This is a genomic window from Pseudomonas marginalis, from assembly GCF_024169655.1.
Lineage (GTDB): Bacteria > Pseudomonadota > Gammaproteobacteria > Pseudomonadales > Pseudomonadaceae > Aquipseudomonas > Aquipseudomonas paraveronii.
Genome location: NZ_JALJWV010000001.1, coordinates 2,685,462 through 2,702,148, shown reverse-complemented (window position 1 = coordinate 2,702,148; position 16,687 = coordinate 2,685,462). Strand labels below are relative to the sequence as shown.

13 protein-coding genes and 1 pseudogene are annotated in these 16,687 nt (G+C 61.3%); 8 read left to right on the top strand and 6 right to left on the bottom strand.

Annotation, left to right across the window (positions count from 1 at the left end; all coding sequences use genetic code 11):
• The first annotated feature begins 102 nt into the window (after window positions 1-102).
• Genes efeU through efeO (J2Y83_RS12175) form a run of 4 tightly spaced genes read left to right on the top strand, consistent with a single transcriptional unit; the run spans window position 103 to window position 4,314 of the window.
• Window positions 103-948: an iron uptake transporter permease EfeU gene (gene efeU, locus J2Y83_RS12190; protein ID WP_253395478.1), complete on the top strand. Its 846-nt coding sequence runs from the start codon at window positions 103-105 to the stop codon at window positions 946-948.
• A gap of 10 nt (window positions 949-958) precedes the next feature.
• Complete coding sequence (gene efeO / locus J2Y83_RS12185; protein ID WP_253395476.1) at window positions 959-2,161, top strand: iron uptake system protein EfeO; 1,203 nt, start codon at window positions 959-961, stop codon at window positions 2,159-2,161.
• A gap of 14 nt (window positions 2,162-2,175) precedes the next feature.
• Window positions 2,176-3,480, top strand: coding sequence for an iron uptake transporter deferrochelatase/peroxidase subunit (gene efeB / locus J2Y83_RS12180; protein ID WP_253395474.1), 1,305 nt, complete (start codon window positions 2,176-2,178; stop codon window positions 3,478-3,480).
• Window positions 3,481-3,495: 15 nt separating this feature from the next.
• On the top strand, window positions 3,496-4,314 hold the full coding sequence (gene efeO, locus J2Y83_RS12175) for an iron uptake system protein EfeO (protein ID WP_253395472.1): 819 nt from the start codon (window positions 3,496-3,498) through the stop codon (window positions 4,312-4,314).
• A 5-nt stretch (window positions 4,315-4,319) separates the two neighbouring features.
• Here efeO (J2Y83_RS12175) and J2Y83_RS12170 read toward each other — a convergent pair whose 3' ends face one another.
• Both J2Y83_RS12170 and pssA read right to left on the bottom strand, forming a co-directional pair.
• The gene (locus tag J2Y83_RS12170; protein ID WP_253395471.1) at window positions 4,320-7,760 is read right to left on the bottom strand and encodes a hypothetical protein; all 3,441 of its coding nucleotides are present in this window, start codon (window positions 7,758-7,760) and stop codon (window positions 4,320-4,322) included.
• Window positions 7,761-7,907: 147 nt separating this feature from the next.
• On the bottom strand, window positions 7,908-9,251 hold the full coding sequence (gene pssA, locus J2Y83_RS12165) for a CDP-diacylglycerol--serine O-phosphatidyltransferase (protein ID WP_253395470.1): 1,344 nt from the start codon (window positions 9,249-9,251) through the stop codon (window positions 7,908-7,910).
• A gap of 124 nt (window positions 9,252-9,375) precedes the next feature.
• Between pssA and J2Y83_RS12160 the strand changes: the two genes are divergently transcribed.
• Together J2Y83_RS12160 and J2Y83_RS12155 are read left to right on the top strand one after the other, a co-directional pair.
• Entirely contained in the window at window positions 9,376-9,927 is a 552-nt protein-coding gene (locus J2Y83_RS12160; RefSeq protein WP_253395468.1) for a TetR/AcrR family transcriptional regulator, read from the top strand.
• A 53-nt stretch (window positions 9,928-9,980) separates the two neighbouring features.
• Window positions 9,981-10,460 carry a DUF1348 family protein gene (locus J2Y83_RS12155; RefSeq protein ID WP_253395466.1) on the top strand — a complete coding sequence of 160 codons (480 nt, stop codon included), beginning with the start codon at window positions 9,981-9,983 and terminating at the stop codon, window positions 10,458-10,460.
• A 36-nt stretch (window positions 10,461-10,496) separates the two neighbouring features.
• Here J2Y83_RS12155 and J2Y83_RS12150 read toward each other — a convergent pair whose 3' ends face one another.
• Window positions 10,497-11,654, bottom strand: coding sequence for a PQQ-dependent sugar dehydrogenase (locus J2Y83_RS12150; RefSeq protein ID WP_253395465.1), 1,158 nt, complete (start codon window positions 11,652-11,654; stop codon window positions 10,497-10,499).
• Window positions 11,655-11,676: 22 nt separating this feature from the next.
• Window positions 11,677-11,994, bottom strand: coding sequence for a hypothetical protein (locus J2Y83_RS12145; protein WP_253395463.1), 318 nt, complete (start codon window positions 11,992-11,994; stop codon window positions 11,677-11,679).
• Window positions 11,995-12,258: 264 nt separating this feature from the next.
• Here J2Y83_RS12145 and ligD point away from each other — a divergent pair.
• A pseudogene (gene ligD / locus J2Y83_RS12140) lies at window positions 12,259-13,275 on the top strand (DNA ligase D); the annotation flags it as partial.
• An 18-nt stretch (window positions 13,276-13,293) separates the two neighbouring features.
• On the opposite strand, the gene lpxO reads toward ligD, so the two are convergent.
• On the bottom strand, window positions 13,294-14,193 hold the full coding sequence (gene lpxO, locus J2Y83_RS12135; RefSeq protein ID WP_253395461.1) for a lipid A hydroxylase LpxO: 900 nt from the start codon (window positions 14,191-14,193) through the stop codon (window positions 13,294-13,296).
• Window positions 14,194-14,453: 260 nt separating this feature from the next.
• The gene (locus J2Y83_RS12130; RefSeq protein ID WP_253395458.1) at window positions 14,454-15,797 is read right to left on the bottom strand and encodes an LPS O-antigen chain length determinant protein WzzB; all 1,344 of its coding nucleotides are present in this window, start codon (window positions 15,795-15,797) and stop codon (window positions 14,454-14,456) included.
• Window positions 15,798-16,172: 375 nt separating this feature from the next.
• Between J2Y83_RS12130 and J2Y83_RS12125 the strand changes: the two genes are divergently transcribed.
• Window positions 16,173-16,559 carry a TIGR03067 domain-containing protein gene (locus J2Y83_RS12125; RefSeq protein ID WP_253395456.1) on the top strand — a complete coding sequence of 129 codons (387 nt, stop codon included), beginning with the start codon at window positions 16,173-16,175 and terminating at the stop codon, window positions 16,557-16,559.
• Window positions 16,560-16,687 lie beyond the last annotated feature (128 nt).

The window sequence follows — 16,687 nt, the reverse complement described above, 5'->3', positions numbered from 1 at the left end:
CACCGTTCAGCCGCCGTTCAGCAAAGGCTAATGTTTCTTGTTTAGCAATGAGTATCATTATGTTACAAATTCGCTTCCTGTCTAGTTACCCTTCGGTGCCGAATGCTTGTTCCCTTTCTCATTATGTTGCGCGAAGGCATTGAAGCCGCACTGATCGTTGGCATCATTGCCAGTTACTTGCAACAAACCGGCCGTGGCCAGTGGATGCCTGCCGTGTGGATCGGTGTCTTCCTTGCCGCCGCCCTGGCCCTGTTGGTCGGCGGCGGCCTGGAACTGATGAGTGCCGAATTCCCGCAAAAACAGCAGGAATTGTTTGAAGGCGTGGTCGGCCTGGTCGCCGTGGGCATTCTCAGTTCCATGGTGTTCTGGATGCGCAAGGTCGCGCGGTCGATCAAGCATTCACTGCACGAATCCCTCGACCATGCCCTGGCCGGCTCGCGGCATCAGGTCGCCGCACTGATCCTGATGGTGTTTTTCGCCGTGGCCCGCGAAGGCCTGGAAACCGTGTTCTTCCTGTTGGCGGTGTTCCAGCAGAGTGAAGGCCCCGGCGCCCCGCTGGGTGCCCTGCTCGGCCTGGTGCTGGCAATCATCGTCGGGTTCCTGATCTACAGCGGCAGCATGCGCCTGAACCTCGGCGCGTTTTTCCGCTGGACCGGCCTGTTCATCCTGGTGGTGGCCGCCGGCATCCTCGCCAATTCCGTGCAGGCCCTGCACGAAGCCGGCGTGTGGAACCACCTGCAAAGCGTGCTGTTCGATGTCAGCGCCACGTTGCCGATGGACGGCCCGGTAGGTTCGGTGCTGGCCGGGATGTTCGGCTATCAGGACGCGCCGACCGTCAGCGCCCTGGGTGCCTACCTGATCTACCTGGTGGTGGCCCTGGTGATGTTCTTCCTGCCCGCAGCGCCCGCCAAGCCGGTGGCCGCGCCCTCTTCCGTTTCTCACCCGTAAGGACTGTCTCTTGTCCAACCCAACTCCTCAACCGGCCTCGCCGCCCCGCGCCTTGCGTTGGGCGGTGGCCGGCTCGGTGGTCGTGATGATCGCCGCCGGTGGCCTGTTCTACTACGCCTCGCAGATGGCCGCAGCCAAGCGCCAGACCCATCACGATGAAATCGTTGTGACCATTCATGGCCACGCCTGCGAACCCAACGTGCTGAGCGTTCCAGCCGGGCGCGCGAGCTTTCGCATCATCAACCGCTCCGAGCGCGCGGTGGAATGGGAAATCCTCGACGGCGTGCTGGTGCTCGAAGAGCGCGAAAACATCGCGCCGGGCCTGAGCCAGGTGATCAATGCCAAGCTGTTGCCCGGCGACTATGCAATCACCTGCGGCCTGTTAAGCAACCCGCGCGGCACCCTGCATGTGACACCCACGGCTGAATCCGATGCCCAAGCCAAGGCCAAGCCGTCGATGGTGGCGTTTATCGGTCCGCTGTCGGAATTTCGCGTGTACCTGAGCAGCCAGGCCAGCGCACTGATCAAGGCCGTGACCGCCTTGCAGCAAGCGATCGACGCCGGTGATCTGGCCCAGGCCCAGGCGCTGTACGTGCCGGCCCGCGAGGCTTACCAGCGTCTCGCCGCAGCGTCGCAACGCCTGGCGGAACTGGATAACGCGATCAACGCCCGCGCCGATTATTTCGAAAAGCGTGAGCAGGACCCAGCCTTCAGCGGCTTCCACCGCCTCGAATACAGCCTGTTCCAGCAACGCAGCCTCGATGGCCTGGCCCCGCTGGCGCAGCGCCTGGTGAACGACGTCAGCAATCTCAAGCAGCAGTTGCTGGCGCAGTCGCTGCCACCGGAGCAACTGGTGAGCATCGTGGTGCGCAACCTCAACAGCCTGGCCGACGTGCGCGCCGCCAGTGGTGAAGAAGAACGCTACAGCCATATCGACCTGAACGGTTTCGCCGCCAACCTGGACGCTGCGCGCAAGGTCGTGGACCTGATGCGTCCGCTGCTGAGCAAGTCCGCCGCCGACCTGTTGCCGAACATCGACACGGCCCTTGCAGCGTTCGAGACGCAGCTCAATGGTTTGAAAGTCGACGGCCAATTCAGCCGCTACGACAGCGTTACCGCCGATCAGCGCCAGCAGATCGCCGACAAGGCCAAGGCACTGGCCGCTGCACTCGATGGAATCGACCCCGCCCTTGGCCTCTCCGGCCTGCAGTAAAGACGAGCGCACACATGAGTGATTCACACCCGTTAGACCTTCAACGCCGCCGCGTCCTGCTGGGCATGGCCGCCACCGGCGCCGCGATTGCCGGCAGCACCTTGAGCTGCCCGGCCATGGCCGCTGCCGCCGAGCAAGTGACCACCGCCCCGCGTAGCGACAAAACCCAGGACCATCACGATTTTTTCGGCAAGCACCAAAGCGGCATCGTCACCCCGCGTCCGGCCTGCGGCATGCTGGTGGCCTTTGATGTCCTGGCCAGTGATCGCGAGGACTTGGAGCGGTTGTTCCGCACCCTCAACGAACGCATCAGCTTCCTGATGACGGGCGGCAGCGTGCCGCAGGTCGACCCGAAACTGCCGCCCACCGATTCGGGCATCCTCGGCCCGGTGGTCACGCCGGATAACCTGACCATCACTGTATCGGTCGGCGAATCGCTGTTCGATGAGCGTTTCGGTCTCAGCGCCGCCAAACCCAAGCGCCTGATCCGCATGCTCGGTTTCCCCAACGATGCCTTGGAAGCGGCGCAGTGCCACGGCGACCTGAGCCTGCAATTTTGCTCCAACACCCCGGACACCAATATCCACGCCCTGCGCGACATCGTGAAGAACCTGCCCGACCTGCTGCTGGTGCGCTGGAAGCAGGAAGGCAGCGTGCCGCCGCAGGCGCCCGCCCGCCCCGGCGAGCCTGCGCAGAGTGCGCGCAACTTCCTGGGCTTTCGTGACGGCTCGGCCAACCCGAATTCCAACGACGCCAAGACCATGGACCAGATTGTCTGGGTGCAGCCCGGCAGCGACGAGCCGGCCTGGGCCGCCAATGGCAGCTACCAGGCGGTGCGGATCATTCGCAATTTTGTCGAGCGTTGGGACCGCACACCGCTGCAGGAACAGCAAAGCATCATCGGCCGCGTCAAGCCCACCGGCGCGCCCATGGGTGGCCAGCACGAAGCCCAAGTCCCCGATTACAGCACAGACCCGCAAGGCAAGCTGACCAAGCTCGATGCCCATATCCGCCTGGCCAACCCGCGCACCCCGCAGACCCAGGCCAACCTGATCCTGCGTCGGCCGTTCAACTACTCCAACGGCGTCAACAAAAACGGTCAGTTGGACATGGGGCTGCTGTTTATCTGCTACCAGGCTGACCTGGAGAAAGGTTTTATCAGCGTACAAACCCGGCTCAACGGTGAGCCCCTGGAGGAGTACCTCAAGCCAGTCGGTGGCGGGTATTTCTTCACCTTGCCGGGGGCGACGGGACCGAAGGATTTCATCGGGCGCACGCTACTTGCTGCAACGCACGTTCAACCTCCTGCCAACACTTAAAGCGGAAACCGTCCCATGAAGAAGTCGACTCTCGCGCTGTCGTTGTTAATCACCCTCTCGCCCCTGGCGGCCTTCGCCGCCACAGCGCCGCTGGACCTGGTAGGCCCGGTGTCGGACTACAAGATCTACGTCACCGAGCAAATCGCTGAGCTGGCGACCCAGACCCAGGCGTTCACCGACGCGGTGAAAAAAGGCGACCTGGCCACCGCCAAGCAGCTGTATGCGCCGACCCGCGTACATTATGAGGCCATCGAGCCGATCGCCGAGCTGTTCAGCGACCTCGATGCGGCCATCGATTCGCGTGTCGACGACCACGAAAAAGGCGTGAAGGCCGATGACTTCACCGGTTTTCACCGCATCGAGTACAGCCTGTTCGCCGAGAACACCACCCACGGCCTCGACGCCTTGGCCGACGGCCTGAACAACAACGTCAAGGACCTGCAGACGCGCGTGGCCGGCCTGACCTTCCCGCCGGAAAAAGTCGTGGGCGGCGCCGCAGCCCTGCTCGAAGAAGTCGCCGCCACCAAGATCTCCGGCGAGGAAGACCGCTACAGCCACACTGACCTGTATGACTTCCAGGGCAACATCGACGGCGCGAAGAAAATCGTCGATCTGTTCCGCGGCCAGATCGAGAAACAGGACAAGGCCTTCCTGGCCAAGGTCGACAAGAACTTCGCCAGCGTGGATAAGGTCCTGGCCAAGTACAAGACGGCGGACGGCGGCTTCCAGACCTACGACAAGGTCAAGGAAAACGACCGCAAAGCCTTGGTTGGCCCGGTCAATACCCTGGCTGAAGACCTGTCGACCCTGCGCGGCAAACTGGGTTTGAACTGAGCCCTCTAGGTCTCGTTCAACGGTCGGTACCCATCCAACGGCGTACCGATCGGCAAGCCGCTCTCAGGGTTGACTGCGTACCAACGCCCGCCCACCTGTACCGCTCGAACGGGCACAGCATGGTTGTGTCCATTGTGAGCTGCGGCCTGCTGAGAGCCATCGTGGGTCGCTACCGCGCGATCTATTGCCACCTGTACGCCGAAGAATGCGCGCAACTTTTCCTGCGCCGCGAGCATGTTCGCGAACGCCGACACATTGGGCACCCGGCTCAACACGCCAGGCAAGGCGAGCACGCCTTTTGCACTGTTGACCAACAGATCGGCAGCGCCATCTATCGGATTCAAAAACGCGCTGACCACGCTCACGCCCTTTTCCAGCACACGGAAAGCCTTGGCACCAAAGGGCGCGACAGCCTTTGTGGATTTGACCAACGAACGCACCGCCGCGCCCGCGCCGCCTAGAAATGCACCGACCGTATCGATCAACAGGCCCCGCGTGCCCTCGATGATATTGCCCTTGGCCAGGTCCACGATGGCCCCGACAAACGGAATCATGCTCAGCAAAATGCTGTCGTTGCGTTGCGACACTTCCCGCTGTTGCTCAAGAGGCAATTGGCCCTGGGCATACTTGAGCACACTGTCGCGGTGATGAATGAAATTGCCCTGCATGATCCGCTCGACAATCGCTTGGCTGCGGGGCGACGCAAAGCTGTTGGGCACCGCCGCCTGGACGCTGCCATCGGCGGACGGGGCGGCGGCCGGCAAGGTGTCACCCAGCTTTTCGATAATGATGCCGGGGGACGATACGTCTGATCGGGGCAAGGCGTCGGAGGTGTAGGCCGTGAAGTCGAACGGTTCCACTGCGCCATTTTGCAACCGAACCGTCGAAGGCGCCCAACGGCCATAGGTACGCTGCGTCTCTTCGAGGGTGCCGCCCAGTGCCAGTTGGTCCGGTAAATCCGTGCGCTTAACGATCAGCATCTTGGCCGGGAACACTTCAAAGTAGCTGATCATCCCGTTGTAGTCACAGCGGATCAGCGTGCCTTTGCGCCCTCGTCGCGCTTCGACTTGCGCAGATGTCTGGTCCAGCGTGGGCACCCCGTCAACCTGTTCGCGCAGGGCAAACAGCTCGACGGCGCCATACTCCAAGGCCTGGCGGTCCGCCAGCGGCAAGTTGGCGATCAACCGTTTGGTGGTGGTGCCCAAGCCTTGCTTGAGGTTCTCCAGATAGCTGTCGACTTCGCTCGCCACTTGCCCCGGCAGACTGGGCAAGCGGCTGATCCTGGCGTTCAAGGCGCGCACGTTCTTTACGATGGCAGCTTGTTCGGCGCGACTTGGGCGTGTGTTTGAAAAGGGCGTTCTTGCGGCGCCAGTGCCGCCGGGCGTGCCAGCCTCCAGCAGCATCCAGCGGTCCTTGACCAGATCCCCTGTCATATAGGTCTCGATCAGCGAACGGGTCTTGGGTTCCGAGACCTTCATGTTGCGGCGCTCGTCCGGGTCCGCAATATAGACCTGCAACGCTTGCAACTGGGCCACGCTGAGTTCCGGGAACACCTTCTGCAGGTTCGCGACCGCCTGATCCCGGCGGGTCGGCAGCGGCGCCTTGAACGCCAGCAGAGCCTGCAGGAGTTGCTCGCGCTGGGCCTGAAAGGCTTCACTGGCCTGCTGGTAGTGCTGCGGTGTGTAGCGACCGTCTGCGGTCTTGGCGTAGATCCCCTGCATCAAGCCCCAGTCCAGCAACACGTCGACACCGTGGTTATCCAGCACTGCCGCCTCGTCCGCAGTGCGCGCATCCAGCCGGGCCAGCGCCATGATTTCTGGGTAACTCATCGCCCGCGAGCTGCCTGCGCCGCCTTGACGTTCGGCAAAGGTCACGCCCAGGCGCAGATCCGCCCATTCGGCAGACCCCATGCGCAGCGTGGAGGGAACATCCCGAATCAGAAACTCAGGGGCGGCAGCGGCCAGAAACAGGTGGGCCAACAGGGGCGCGACCTTGGGGTCCAGTGAAGTTTTTTTCCACAGGTGCGTCTCGATATCCGTGCGTACCGAGGCCAGCGTCCGCCCATTGTTGGCAGGTTGGTAGATGTCATAACCGGCAATGGTTCCCGGACGCCCTGGTGCGTCGGGATCGATTTGCAGCATGATGGCCGCCAGCACCCACTGCTTGGCTTCGAGCGTCGAGAGTTGATCGCTGCCGGACGCCCCCTGGAACTGGCGATTACGCGCCACCGCCCGACCCCAGTCCAACGCCACGGGGCTGTTCAGGACCTGTTCGAGGAAGCGATCAGCCTCGGCGCGCAAGGTGCCTGCGCTGTTAAGAGCAAGCACGCCGCGAACATCCAGGACACGCAGCAGGTTCACCGCAGGCTTGTTGCCAGGAGTATCGTCATCGCTCAACTCCGCCACGAGGCGTTTGTCGGCGTCGGACAAGACTCCAGGGGCCCACTGACGCGCGATCAGTTGTGCGTAATCCCCCAGCGCCGGCGCCGGCGGCAGCGCGGCGTCGAGCCAGCGCAGAAGGTTGCGCACCTCCCGCGCCGTCTTCGGCACCGGCAACCCATGGGACGCCAGCACCTCGCTGATCGCAGCCTGGTCGGCGCCGTCAATCGCCAGCGACGAGGTATGGCTGATCGGCGTTTGCACGCCGGCCAGCAGCACCTCGTCCTCATCGGATAGGTGGCGCACGAGTTCACTCAAACGGTGCGCCAGATGCACACGCTCATCCATGACGTCGATGGCTTTTCTGGCGGTCAGGGTGCGTTGTTCCAGACGCCCTTTTTCCTGCGCCGACAAGGCTGACCCGTCCGCCGTCGAAAGTGCCTGGCGCACCGCTCCCAGTTCATCGGCAGTGTTCGGCGGGGTGACGCCGTACCACTGCAAGACCGCGTTGCGAGACAAGCCTTCGCCCTCGGGATGCACATACGCAAGCCCGTTGCCGGCCACATCCAGGGCGACAGCGGCGGCGCGCAGCCTGGCGCTGACCTGCCACCAGCCGGAGGTGTCGTTCACGGTGAAGGTCTTTTGTGTCGCGACGCCGTTGTCGACGACCCAGCCACTGATCGAGTCGGGTTTGACCACCACGGTATCCATGGCCAGCCCTTTGCTCGCGACCCAGGCCCGTACCTCGTCGGTATTGAAGGCACTGCGCAGGGCCTCGAAGCCTGGACGAATCGCGGCGCCATGGGGAATCTGGACGGTCGAGTCCGGTAGCTGACGCAACGCCGAGGTGCTCAACGCAGTGTGTAACTGACGATCGGCATCCGCCGATGTTGCCGGCGCCGGCTGCAAGGTCCACCGCGGCGCCGCGCCGTCAGGTAGATCGGGCGCCGCCGCGCGCCGTTTGCGCACAACCGTGTCGGGGATGGGGCTGCCAATCGGCGTCGGCGCGGCGCTCAGCGCTGGCGGAATTGGTGGATGGGCATGAAGCATTGGGGAGACGTGCGACATTTCTAGTTCCTCTCTACCAGTGATCGGTAAGAGTTCTTGTCCTTAAGAACTGTCGAGAGAAAACATACCCACATAGGCCCGCGCTGCGTGTAGGCGAACTCTCAGGGCTTTGAAGGCAGCAAGAGAGTTCGTTGCGCGATGCCCGTGTTACAGAATGCGATACAGCAACCGCTCAATCCGCACCCGGCTGACGCGACGCAGGAATTTGCCGACCGCTTGCGGGTAATCCACCAGGGTCTGCAACTGCTGATAACCGTCGATGCGCGTGGTGTGCTGGAAAATCTGCGCCAGTTCCGTGCGCCTGGGCTCCAGCCACTCGCTCTTGGGGTCATCGATCAACAAAGCGTTTTCCAGGTCAAGGCGGAACGCGCGCGGGTTGAGGTTGTTGCCGGTCAGCAAGGTATAACGCTGGTCGACCCACATGCCTTTGAGGTGGTAGGTGTTGTCGCCGTCATGCCACAGATGCAGGTTCAACTGGCCGCTGTCGATCATCCGCTGATGGCGCTTGGCGAAGCGGCGCAGGCTGATTTCGTAGAGGTACGGCAAGGCCGCGATCACTTTGAACGGCTCGCTGGGCGGGATGTAGAAGTCGTTGGCCGTCTTGTCGCCGACAATGATGTCGATCTTCACCCCGCGCACCAGGGCGCGGTTGATTTCCCGGGTCACGGGCAGCGGCAGGTTGAAGTACGGCGTGCAAATGGTCAGTTGATGCTGGGCGCTGGCGATCAGTTCGAGGATCACCCGGCTCAAGGGGTTGTTCTTACCGACACCGAGCAAGGGGCTGACCGACAGGTGGCCGTTGGGCAACTGGCCGGTCGTGGTGTCGTAGGCGGCGTGCTTGAGGCGACTGCGCAGGTCGCCGATATCATTGCGCAGGCTGCGGGTGGTCGGCGGGTTGGGCAAGTCGAGGCGATGCACCGCCTTGGATGCCATCAGCCCGTGCTCCACCAGGTGTTGCATCGAATCCGCCAGCGGTGCGCTGTGGATCAGGTGGTAACGGTCAAAGCGGTACTTGTCGAACTTGTGCAAATACACGTTGTTCAGGCTGGCGCCGCTGTACAACACGCTGTCATCGATCACAAAGCCCTTGAGGTGCAATACGCCGAACAGTTCGCGGGTCTGCACCGGCACGCCGTACACCGGCACCTCAGTGGCATGGCTTTGGGTCATGGCCTGGTACCAGGCGCTGTTGCCCGGCTGTTTGCCGGCACCGATCAACCCGCGCTGAGCGCGCAGCCAATCGACCACCACCACGATGTCCAGCTCCGGGCGTGCCGCCTTGGCCGCGTGCAAGGCGTCGTAGATCTCCTGCCCCGCCTCGTCCTGCTGCAAGTACAGCGCGACGATGTAGATACGCCGGGTGGCCTGGGGAATTTTCTCCAGCAGGCAACGGCGAAACGCAGCGGCGCCGGAAAGCACCTCAATCGCCTCGGTGGAGAGTGGGAAACCGCGCAGTTTGGGCAACAGGGAACGTTTGAAGAACGACGGCATAAGGCTCGCAATGGGTCGAATCCGAAGAGGCCCAGAGCTTACACCATGGGGGTGCTCAGGTCTCGTTGCCAGTCAGTGAAAAACTTCGTTGCGAAAGAAGAACGATCGTTCTACTATCCAGTACATGAACGATATTACCCGAGACATTATCCTTGACGTCACCGAGAAGCTGATCTATCGCCACGGCATCGCCGCCACGGGCATGGACTTCCTGGTCAAAACCGCCGGTGTTTCCAGAAAAAGCATCTACCGCTATTTCGCCAATAAGGACGAACTGGTGATCGCTGCCCTGCAACGTCGCGACGCGCGCTGGATGCACTGGCTGCGCACCGAGGTGGAACGCTGTGACGACAGCGGCGAGCGCCTGCTCGCACTGTTCAGCGCGCTCAAGGCTTGGTTCGGTTCGGCGGACTTTCGCGGCTGCGCGTTCATCAATACCAGCGGCGAAACCGGCGACCCGCAAGCCCCGGTACGCCTGCTGGCGAAGGCGCATAAACACACACTCTTCGAGTACCTGCTCGAACTGTGTCAAGCCCACGGCACGCCCGAGCCGCAACAGCAGGCCGCGCAACTGCTGATCCTGATCGATGGCGCGATTACCGTGGCGCTGGTGACGGGCGACGCAACCGCGGCGGATACGGCGCAATCCACGGCACGAACGTTATTGGGACTTTAAACCCACAGGCCTCGCACTTTCGATCAACCTTTATTGCTTTAAGGAGCTGCCCAATGTCATCCCCTGCAGAAACACGCCCGCCCCTGCCGCCGTTTACGCGCGAGTCGGCCATCGAAAAAGTCCGCCTGGCCGAAGACGGCTGGAACTCCCGCGACCCGCATCGGGTGTCCCTGGCCTACACTCTGGACACCAAATGGCGCAACCGTGCCGAATTCGCCTACAACCGCGAACAAGCCAAAGACTTCCTCAGCCGCAAATGGGCCAAGGAGTTGGATTACCGGTTGATCAAGGAACTGTGGGCGTTCGGCGATAACCGCATCGCGGTGCGCTATGCCTATGAGTGGCACGACGACTCGGGCAACTGGTTCCGTTCCTACGGCAATGAAAACTGGGAGTTCGACGAGCACGGCTTGATGGCCAACCGCTTTGCCTGCATCAACGACATGCCGATCAAGGACAGCGAGCGCAAGTTCCACTGGCCGCTGGGGCGGCGCCCGGATGATCATCCGGGGCTGTCGGAGTTGGGACTCTAGCCTGTAGCCGCAAGCGTGAAGTTTGCGGCTTATTGCTCAATCCTGGTTCAGGCCCACTCGGTACAACACCCCATCATCCTCATCGGTCAACACATACAAAAAGCCATCCGGCCCCTGCCGCACGTCGCGAATCCGCGCATTCAAACCGCCCAGCAAGCGTTCTTCATGGATCGCCTTGTCGCCATCGAACTGCAGGCGAATCAGCTCCTGGCTGGCCAGTGCGCCAATGAACAGATTGTGCTGCCACGCCTTGAAGCGGTCTGCATCGTAGAACGCCATGCCACTGATAGCCGGGGATTTCTCCCACACGTGGTGTGGCGCCACGGTGCCTTCCACCGCCTCGCCTTTGGCCTCGGGGATCGGCATCAGCGAATAATTGATACCGTGGGTCGCCAAGGGCCAGCCGTAGTTCTTGCCGCGCTCGATGATGTTGATTTCGTCGCCGCCACGCGGCCCGTGCTCGTTTTCCCAGAGCGTACCGCTCCACGGGTTCAGCGCCAGGCCCTGCGGGTTGCGCTGGCCGTAGGACCAGATTTCGGGGCGCACGCCCGGCTGGCCGACAAAGGGGTTGTCATCCGGCACGCGGCCGTCCGGGTAGATCCGCACAACCTTGCCTTGCAGCTTGTCCAGGTCCTGGGCGGTGGGCCGGTCGTTGTTTTCACCCAGGGTGACGAACAGGTAGCCGTCGCGATCAAAGGCCAGACGCGAGCCGAAATGATTGCCGGTGGAGAGCTTGGGCTCCTGGCGCAGGATCACCTTGAAGTCGCGCAAACCGCTCAGGTCATCCGCCAACCGCCCGCGGCCAACCGCGGTGCCGGCCGTGCCGCCCTGACCGCCACCTTCGGCATACGACAGGTACACCAGGCGGTCCTGCTTGAAGTCCGGCGACAGCGCCACATCGAGCAATCCACCCTGGCCCTTGGCCCAGACCTGCGGCACACCGGTCAGCGGCGCAGACAACTTGCCGTCCGGGCTAACGACCCGCAGGTGGCCGGGACGTTCGGTGACGAGAAAGCCTTGTTTGTCCGGCAAAAACGCCACAGCCCACGGGTGATCCAGGCCTTTGGCGATCGGCGTGGCGCTGATACTGCCTTGTTCACTGGGAAATTGCTGGGCCTCGGCGGCATACACCGTCGTCAGCGACAATAAGGTGCTTGCACAACACGCGGCGAGCAGGGTTTTGCGTAGAAACATAAGACGGGGTCCTTACCGGCACTCAAGGCCGGCGATTGCCGTTGGCGTCAACCGTGGGGGCTTTGGTTTCGGTCGCGGGGCGACTGGGAACAGCCTCGCGTTGCGGATAGCGATTACCGATGCCGCCGTTTTCCAGGGTCGGCGTGCGCGTGGTCGGCCCGGTCTGGATGCCGCGAACTGCCGGCGCATTGGGCTGGGTGCCCTGCATACTGTTGGGATTGGCCCGGTGGATCGGGCTATTGTTCGAGTTGCTGTTGCCGGGCAGGTTTTGCGCCTGAACGCCGGCTGCGAGTGCCAGGCCTAGCGCCAACGCTGCAAGATGTCGCACACAGGTGATCATGACAAAGCCTCTTGGGACGAGGAGTACGTGCTTTCGATACCACGCTACGCTTTGGGTTCGGCTTTGGTAACTAAATAGTTTCTCATCAGGTGTAACAGGTTCTGTCTGCGCATCCGCCCGCCGAAACTTTCGCCGGGCCCTGGGCGTCAACGGAACACCGCCTTTACTCAAGACAACATCAGGGTTCTGGTTATGAAGAAGGCCAAAGCAGGCAAGATCGAAAACGTGGAATCGGAACAGTCGCTGCTGATCAAAGAAAAGGACCGGCACGCCCGCCCGGCCAGCGACTACGACATCACCGAAGCCCAGCCCCAAAGCGTGCTCAGCGGTGCCTGCGTGGGGAACGCCAGGCCTACATCCGCGCCGCAAAAGAGCGCCGCGTGCGTCACGCTAGCCGGTGTGCAGATCACCCACCCCGAGCGCATCATCGATCTGGCCAGCGGCACCCGCAAGCTGCAACTGGCGCAGTTTTACCAGAGCATCAGCGAATGGCTGCTTCCCTTCCTGCGTCACCGCCCCGTGTCCTTGCTGAGGGCGCCAGAGGGCATCGACGGCGAACAGTTCTTCCAGAAACACTCGGAGCACCTGGCGATTCCCCATATCAGGCAACTGGACCAGCGCCTGGACCCGGAGCATGCGTGCCTGATGCAAATCGACAGCCTCGCCGCCCTGATCGGTGCGGTGCAGATGGGCACCGTCGAGCTGCACACCTGGGGCGCCACCTCGGACAAGATCGAAACCCCGGACCTGTTCGTCCTTGACCTCGACCCCGATCCGGCCCTGCCGTGGAATGCCATGCTGAAGGCGGCGCAGTTGACCTTGTCGGAGCTCGACGAGTTGGGCCTGCAAGCCTTCGTCAAGACCAGCGGCGGCAAAGGCCTGCACCTGATCATCCCGCTGGCGCGCCGCGATGATTGGGCCACCGTGAAAGCCTTCGCCAAAGCGATCGCCCAGTGCATGACCCAACGCCTGCCGGAACGCTTCACCGCCACCTCAGGGCCGAAGAATCGACAGGGCAAGATCTTCATCGATTACCTGCGTAACGTGCGCGGTGCCAGTACGGTGGCGGCCTATTCGGTGCGCGCACGCCCCGGCCTGCCGGTGTCGGTGCCGGTCAGTCGCGAGGAGTTGAAGGGATTGCGCGGCGCCCAGCAGTGGACGGTCGCCAACCTGCAACAGCGGCTGCAGGGTTTGAAGGACGACCCGTGGGCGGGTTATGCCAATCGGCAGAAGCTCAGCAAAAAGATGTGGAACACGTTGGGCGCGACGCCACCGCAGTGAGTCGCGCCGCGTCGAGGTTCAGATCAGGATGAAGATCAGCGCAAACACCGCGAAAATCGCCCATTTTTCCAGGTAGTAGCGCGTGCGGTTACGCTTCTTGAGTTCCTTGCCGCGCAGGCGGATTTTGTACAAGCGGCTAAACGCACGGTTCAGACCGCCGGTCTTGTCGCCCGCGTCGTTCGGCGCGCCTGCGGCCGCCATCACCGTGCGGCTGAACCAGCGGTTGAACGCGGCCGCCCAGCGGTACTTCATTGGCCGCTCGACGTCACAAAACAAAATGATGCGGTTCTTCTGGGTGGCGTTTTCTGCGTAGTGGATATAGGTCTCGTCGAACATCACCGGCTCGCCGTCGCACCAGGAGTAGTTCTCGCCGTCCACATTGATGTAGCACCCCGGATCGTTGGGGGTATCCAGGCCCAAGTGGTAGCGATAGGAGCCGGCGTAAGGGTCACGGTGGCGCACCAGCTTGGAGCCCGGCGGCAACTCGGCGAACATCGCGGCCTTGACCGAGCCGATGCTCTGCAGCAACTCGGTGGTGCGCGGACACAGCTTCATCGCCGAGGGGTGGCTGTCGCCATACCATTTCAGGTAGAAGCGCTTCCAACCCGACTTGAAGAACGAGTTGAAACCGACGTCGTCGTATTGGTCCGAACGCTTGATCGCGCCCGCTTGCATCAGGGTCTGGGCTTCCTGGCGGATTTCTTCCCAATGCTCCTGCAGCGGGCTCAGGTCTGGGAAATCGCTGGGCGAGAGATACGGTCGGTTGGGTAGCTTGGAGAACAAGTAGAGAAAGCAGTTGATGGGCGCCAGGAACGTAGAGTGATCGCTGAGCTGGCGTCTCAGTTTATGCCGCACCCGGCCACGCAGGTGGACATACGCAATAGAGGCAACGTAGAGGAAAACAATAATGAGTTTCAATGGATTTCGTCACAAGTCAGGAGAAAACAGGCTGCTCCTGCGGGCCCACGACGGCCGAGGTTGGATAGCAGCACATGAAATCACAATTCACATAGAGGCGGCACGACCGGCGGATAACCCTTTGGTTCATTGCCATCGCCCGATATTTAGCCACATTTTGTAACTAAAGGTTAACTAAGAATTGTGAAGAGCTGTCCACTGATTGTAATGGGAGGCCGGCACGCGGGCTTGTCATGGGACAAGCCCTCTCGCGTTAAACGTTACAGCAGCGGCTGATCATCCTTGCGCTCACGCCGGGAAAAGCGCCCGTCTTCCAAGCTCGAATAAGGCACGGTTTCGCGTCGGGTCAGCACAAAATGGCGGACCAGTGCGACGAACAAACCGAGGATTAACCCCGCAACCAGGCTCAAGGCGATCACCAGGGCTTTTTTCGGTTTGATCGGGGCCAGTGGCTCTTGGGCGCGGCGGTCGACGGTGACCAACTTGAGGTCGCTCATGTCGATGTTGAGGTTGCGCAAGCGCGCAACTTCTGCACGAAGCGGTTCAACATCCTGCAGGAAGATATCTTCATTCCCACGCTTGCGCAGCACCTCAACCTCACGGTTGACCTCCAGCAGTTGCAACTCCTTGCCGATCTCGGCGACGCGAGGGTTGGTGAAGTCGTCACTGGTCCGCTGTTGTAACGCAACGCGCTCGGCTTCAAGGGCTTCGGTGCCGAGGAAGTAGAGCGGGATCTTCTGGTTGTTGACTTCGGTACGCATCACCTGGCTCGAGCCGCCGCGCGACGCATCCGCCATGGAAGACGGCGTAGTCGGCGTCTTGATCCCCATGGACTTGGCGATGGCAATGGCTTCCGACAATTCCGCCAGGCGGTTGTTACGCTCCATTTTCATTTGCAGGCGCAGGGCACTGAGTTCATCTTGCAACTGGGCGCGCTTGAGTCGGTCATCTTCCAACAACTTGGCGATCTTCGATTCCTTATCGGTATCGTAGTTGGCGCGCGCCGCGTCAATCTTGCCTTTGAGTTCATTCAGGCGGTTATTGACGATCACTTTGAGGTCCGCACCGACTTGTGAGCGCTCTGCCGCAATGGCGTAGTCGACAAAGCCGTTAAGAATCGCCACACCGTCCACATCGGCCGGGTACTGCAACTCCAGGCGGATATAACTGCTCAACGAGTCTGCCTTCTTCGGGTCCGGCAGAATCAATTTGACCGAGTTGCGGTTGAAGTCTTCAAAACTCTGCTCCAGGCTTTGCCCTGGCGTCTGGAACGCAGTGAACAATTGCTCATGGGATTTAAAAAAGCCCAGTCTCGCCTCATAAGAGTCCAACTGCGCGCCCACCTTCGACAACGCATCGGCCGGTGGCAGTTTGTAGACTTCGGAACGGTTCAACGCATCCAGTTCGTTGATCGCCGCCGGGCGCAAGACACTGCTGACCTCATATGTCCGCGGCGCCAGGAAGGCATAGCCGACTCCGAGCACGCCCGCCAGAACCGTACACCCCACTACCAGTTTTTTTTGCTGCCAAATCGAGTGAAACAGTTCAAGCAGGTCGATTTCATCTGAAGAGCTAGAAGCCGTATGCGGGGAAGTTCGATTCAAAATGAAAGCACCTTAAAAATGATACTAAACGGCCATCACCGCCAAAGACCTAAACAATCCAAGGAACAACGCCCTGAAGCCCACAGAGCAGGCCAACCAATAGCCATCTGACCTCTTAGCCAGACGAAAAATCCCACGCTATTAAAGTTTGTTTCCCTTCATCAAAGCGATCATTGCCACTGGCGTTCATCAAGTAGGAATATTCTTGTCACAAGAGTAGTCAAAAGTTTGTTAAATAGCTGCTGGTACAGGGAAAATTCGAGATAAAAGACTGATAACACGAAGTATCCTACAGATGAACCTGTGCATACCGGGCTTGTTCTGACCATTCGGTCGCCCTATTCAGCCGATGTACCTCAACAAAAAGGAATTTGTATGGCAGCCATTTCCGATCCGGACTACCACGCCCTCCAAGGCGCCTGGGAACAGATCTCGCTCGAAGACAGCGGCGAACTCAACCCCGCTGACGCCCATAGCGCCCCCGGCGCGCTCACCACCATTACGGGTGATCGCTTTGAAGTGCTCACCGTTGACGGCGAGCGCCTATTGGCCGGCCGGTTCTTCCTGGACAGCACCACCCGTCCCAAAAGCATCACCTGGATCGATGCCATGGGTGACGACGCGGGCAAGGCACTGCCGGCCAGCTACCGCCTGGAAGGAGACGAATTTGTGTTCATCGCAGCGGATGAAGGCATGCCGCGACCGCGTACTTTCAGTACCGGCCCCGGGCAGACAATGCGCACATTTGTGCGTAGACCCTGAACCCCGCGCCCATCTGAACTTGCGACGGGATTTTCACAGGGCCTTCACTTTCCGGTCTATAGGGTGAAGCCTACCTACTCCAGTGAATCCCTTAGCCCGCCCCCCAGCGGGCTTTTTTTTACGCGAAA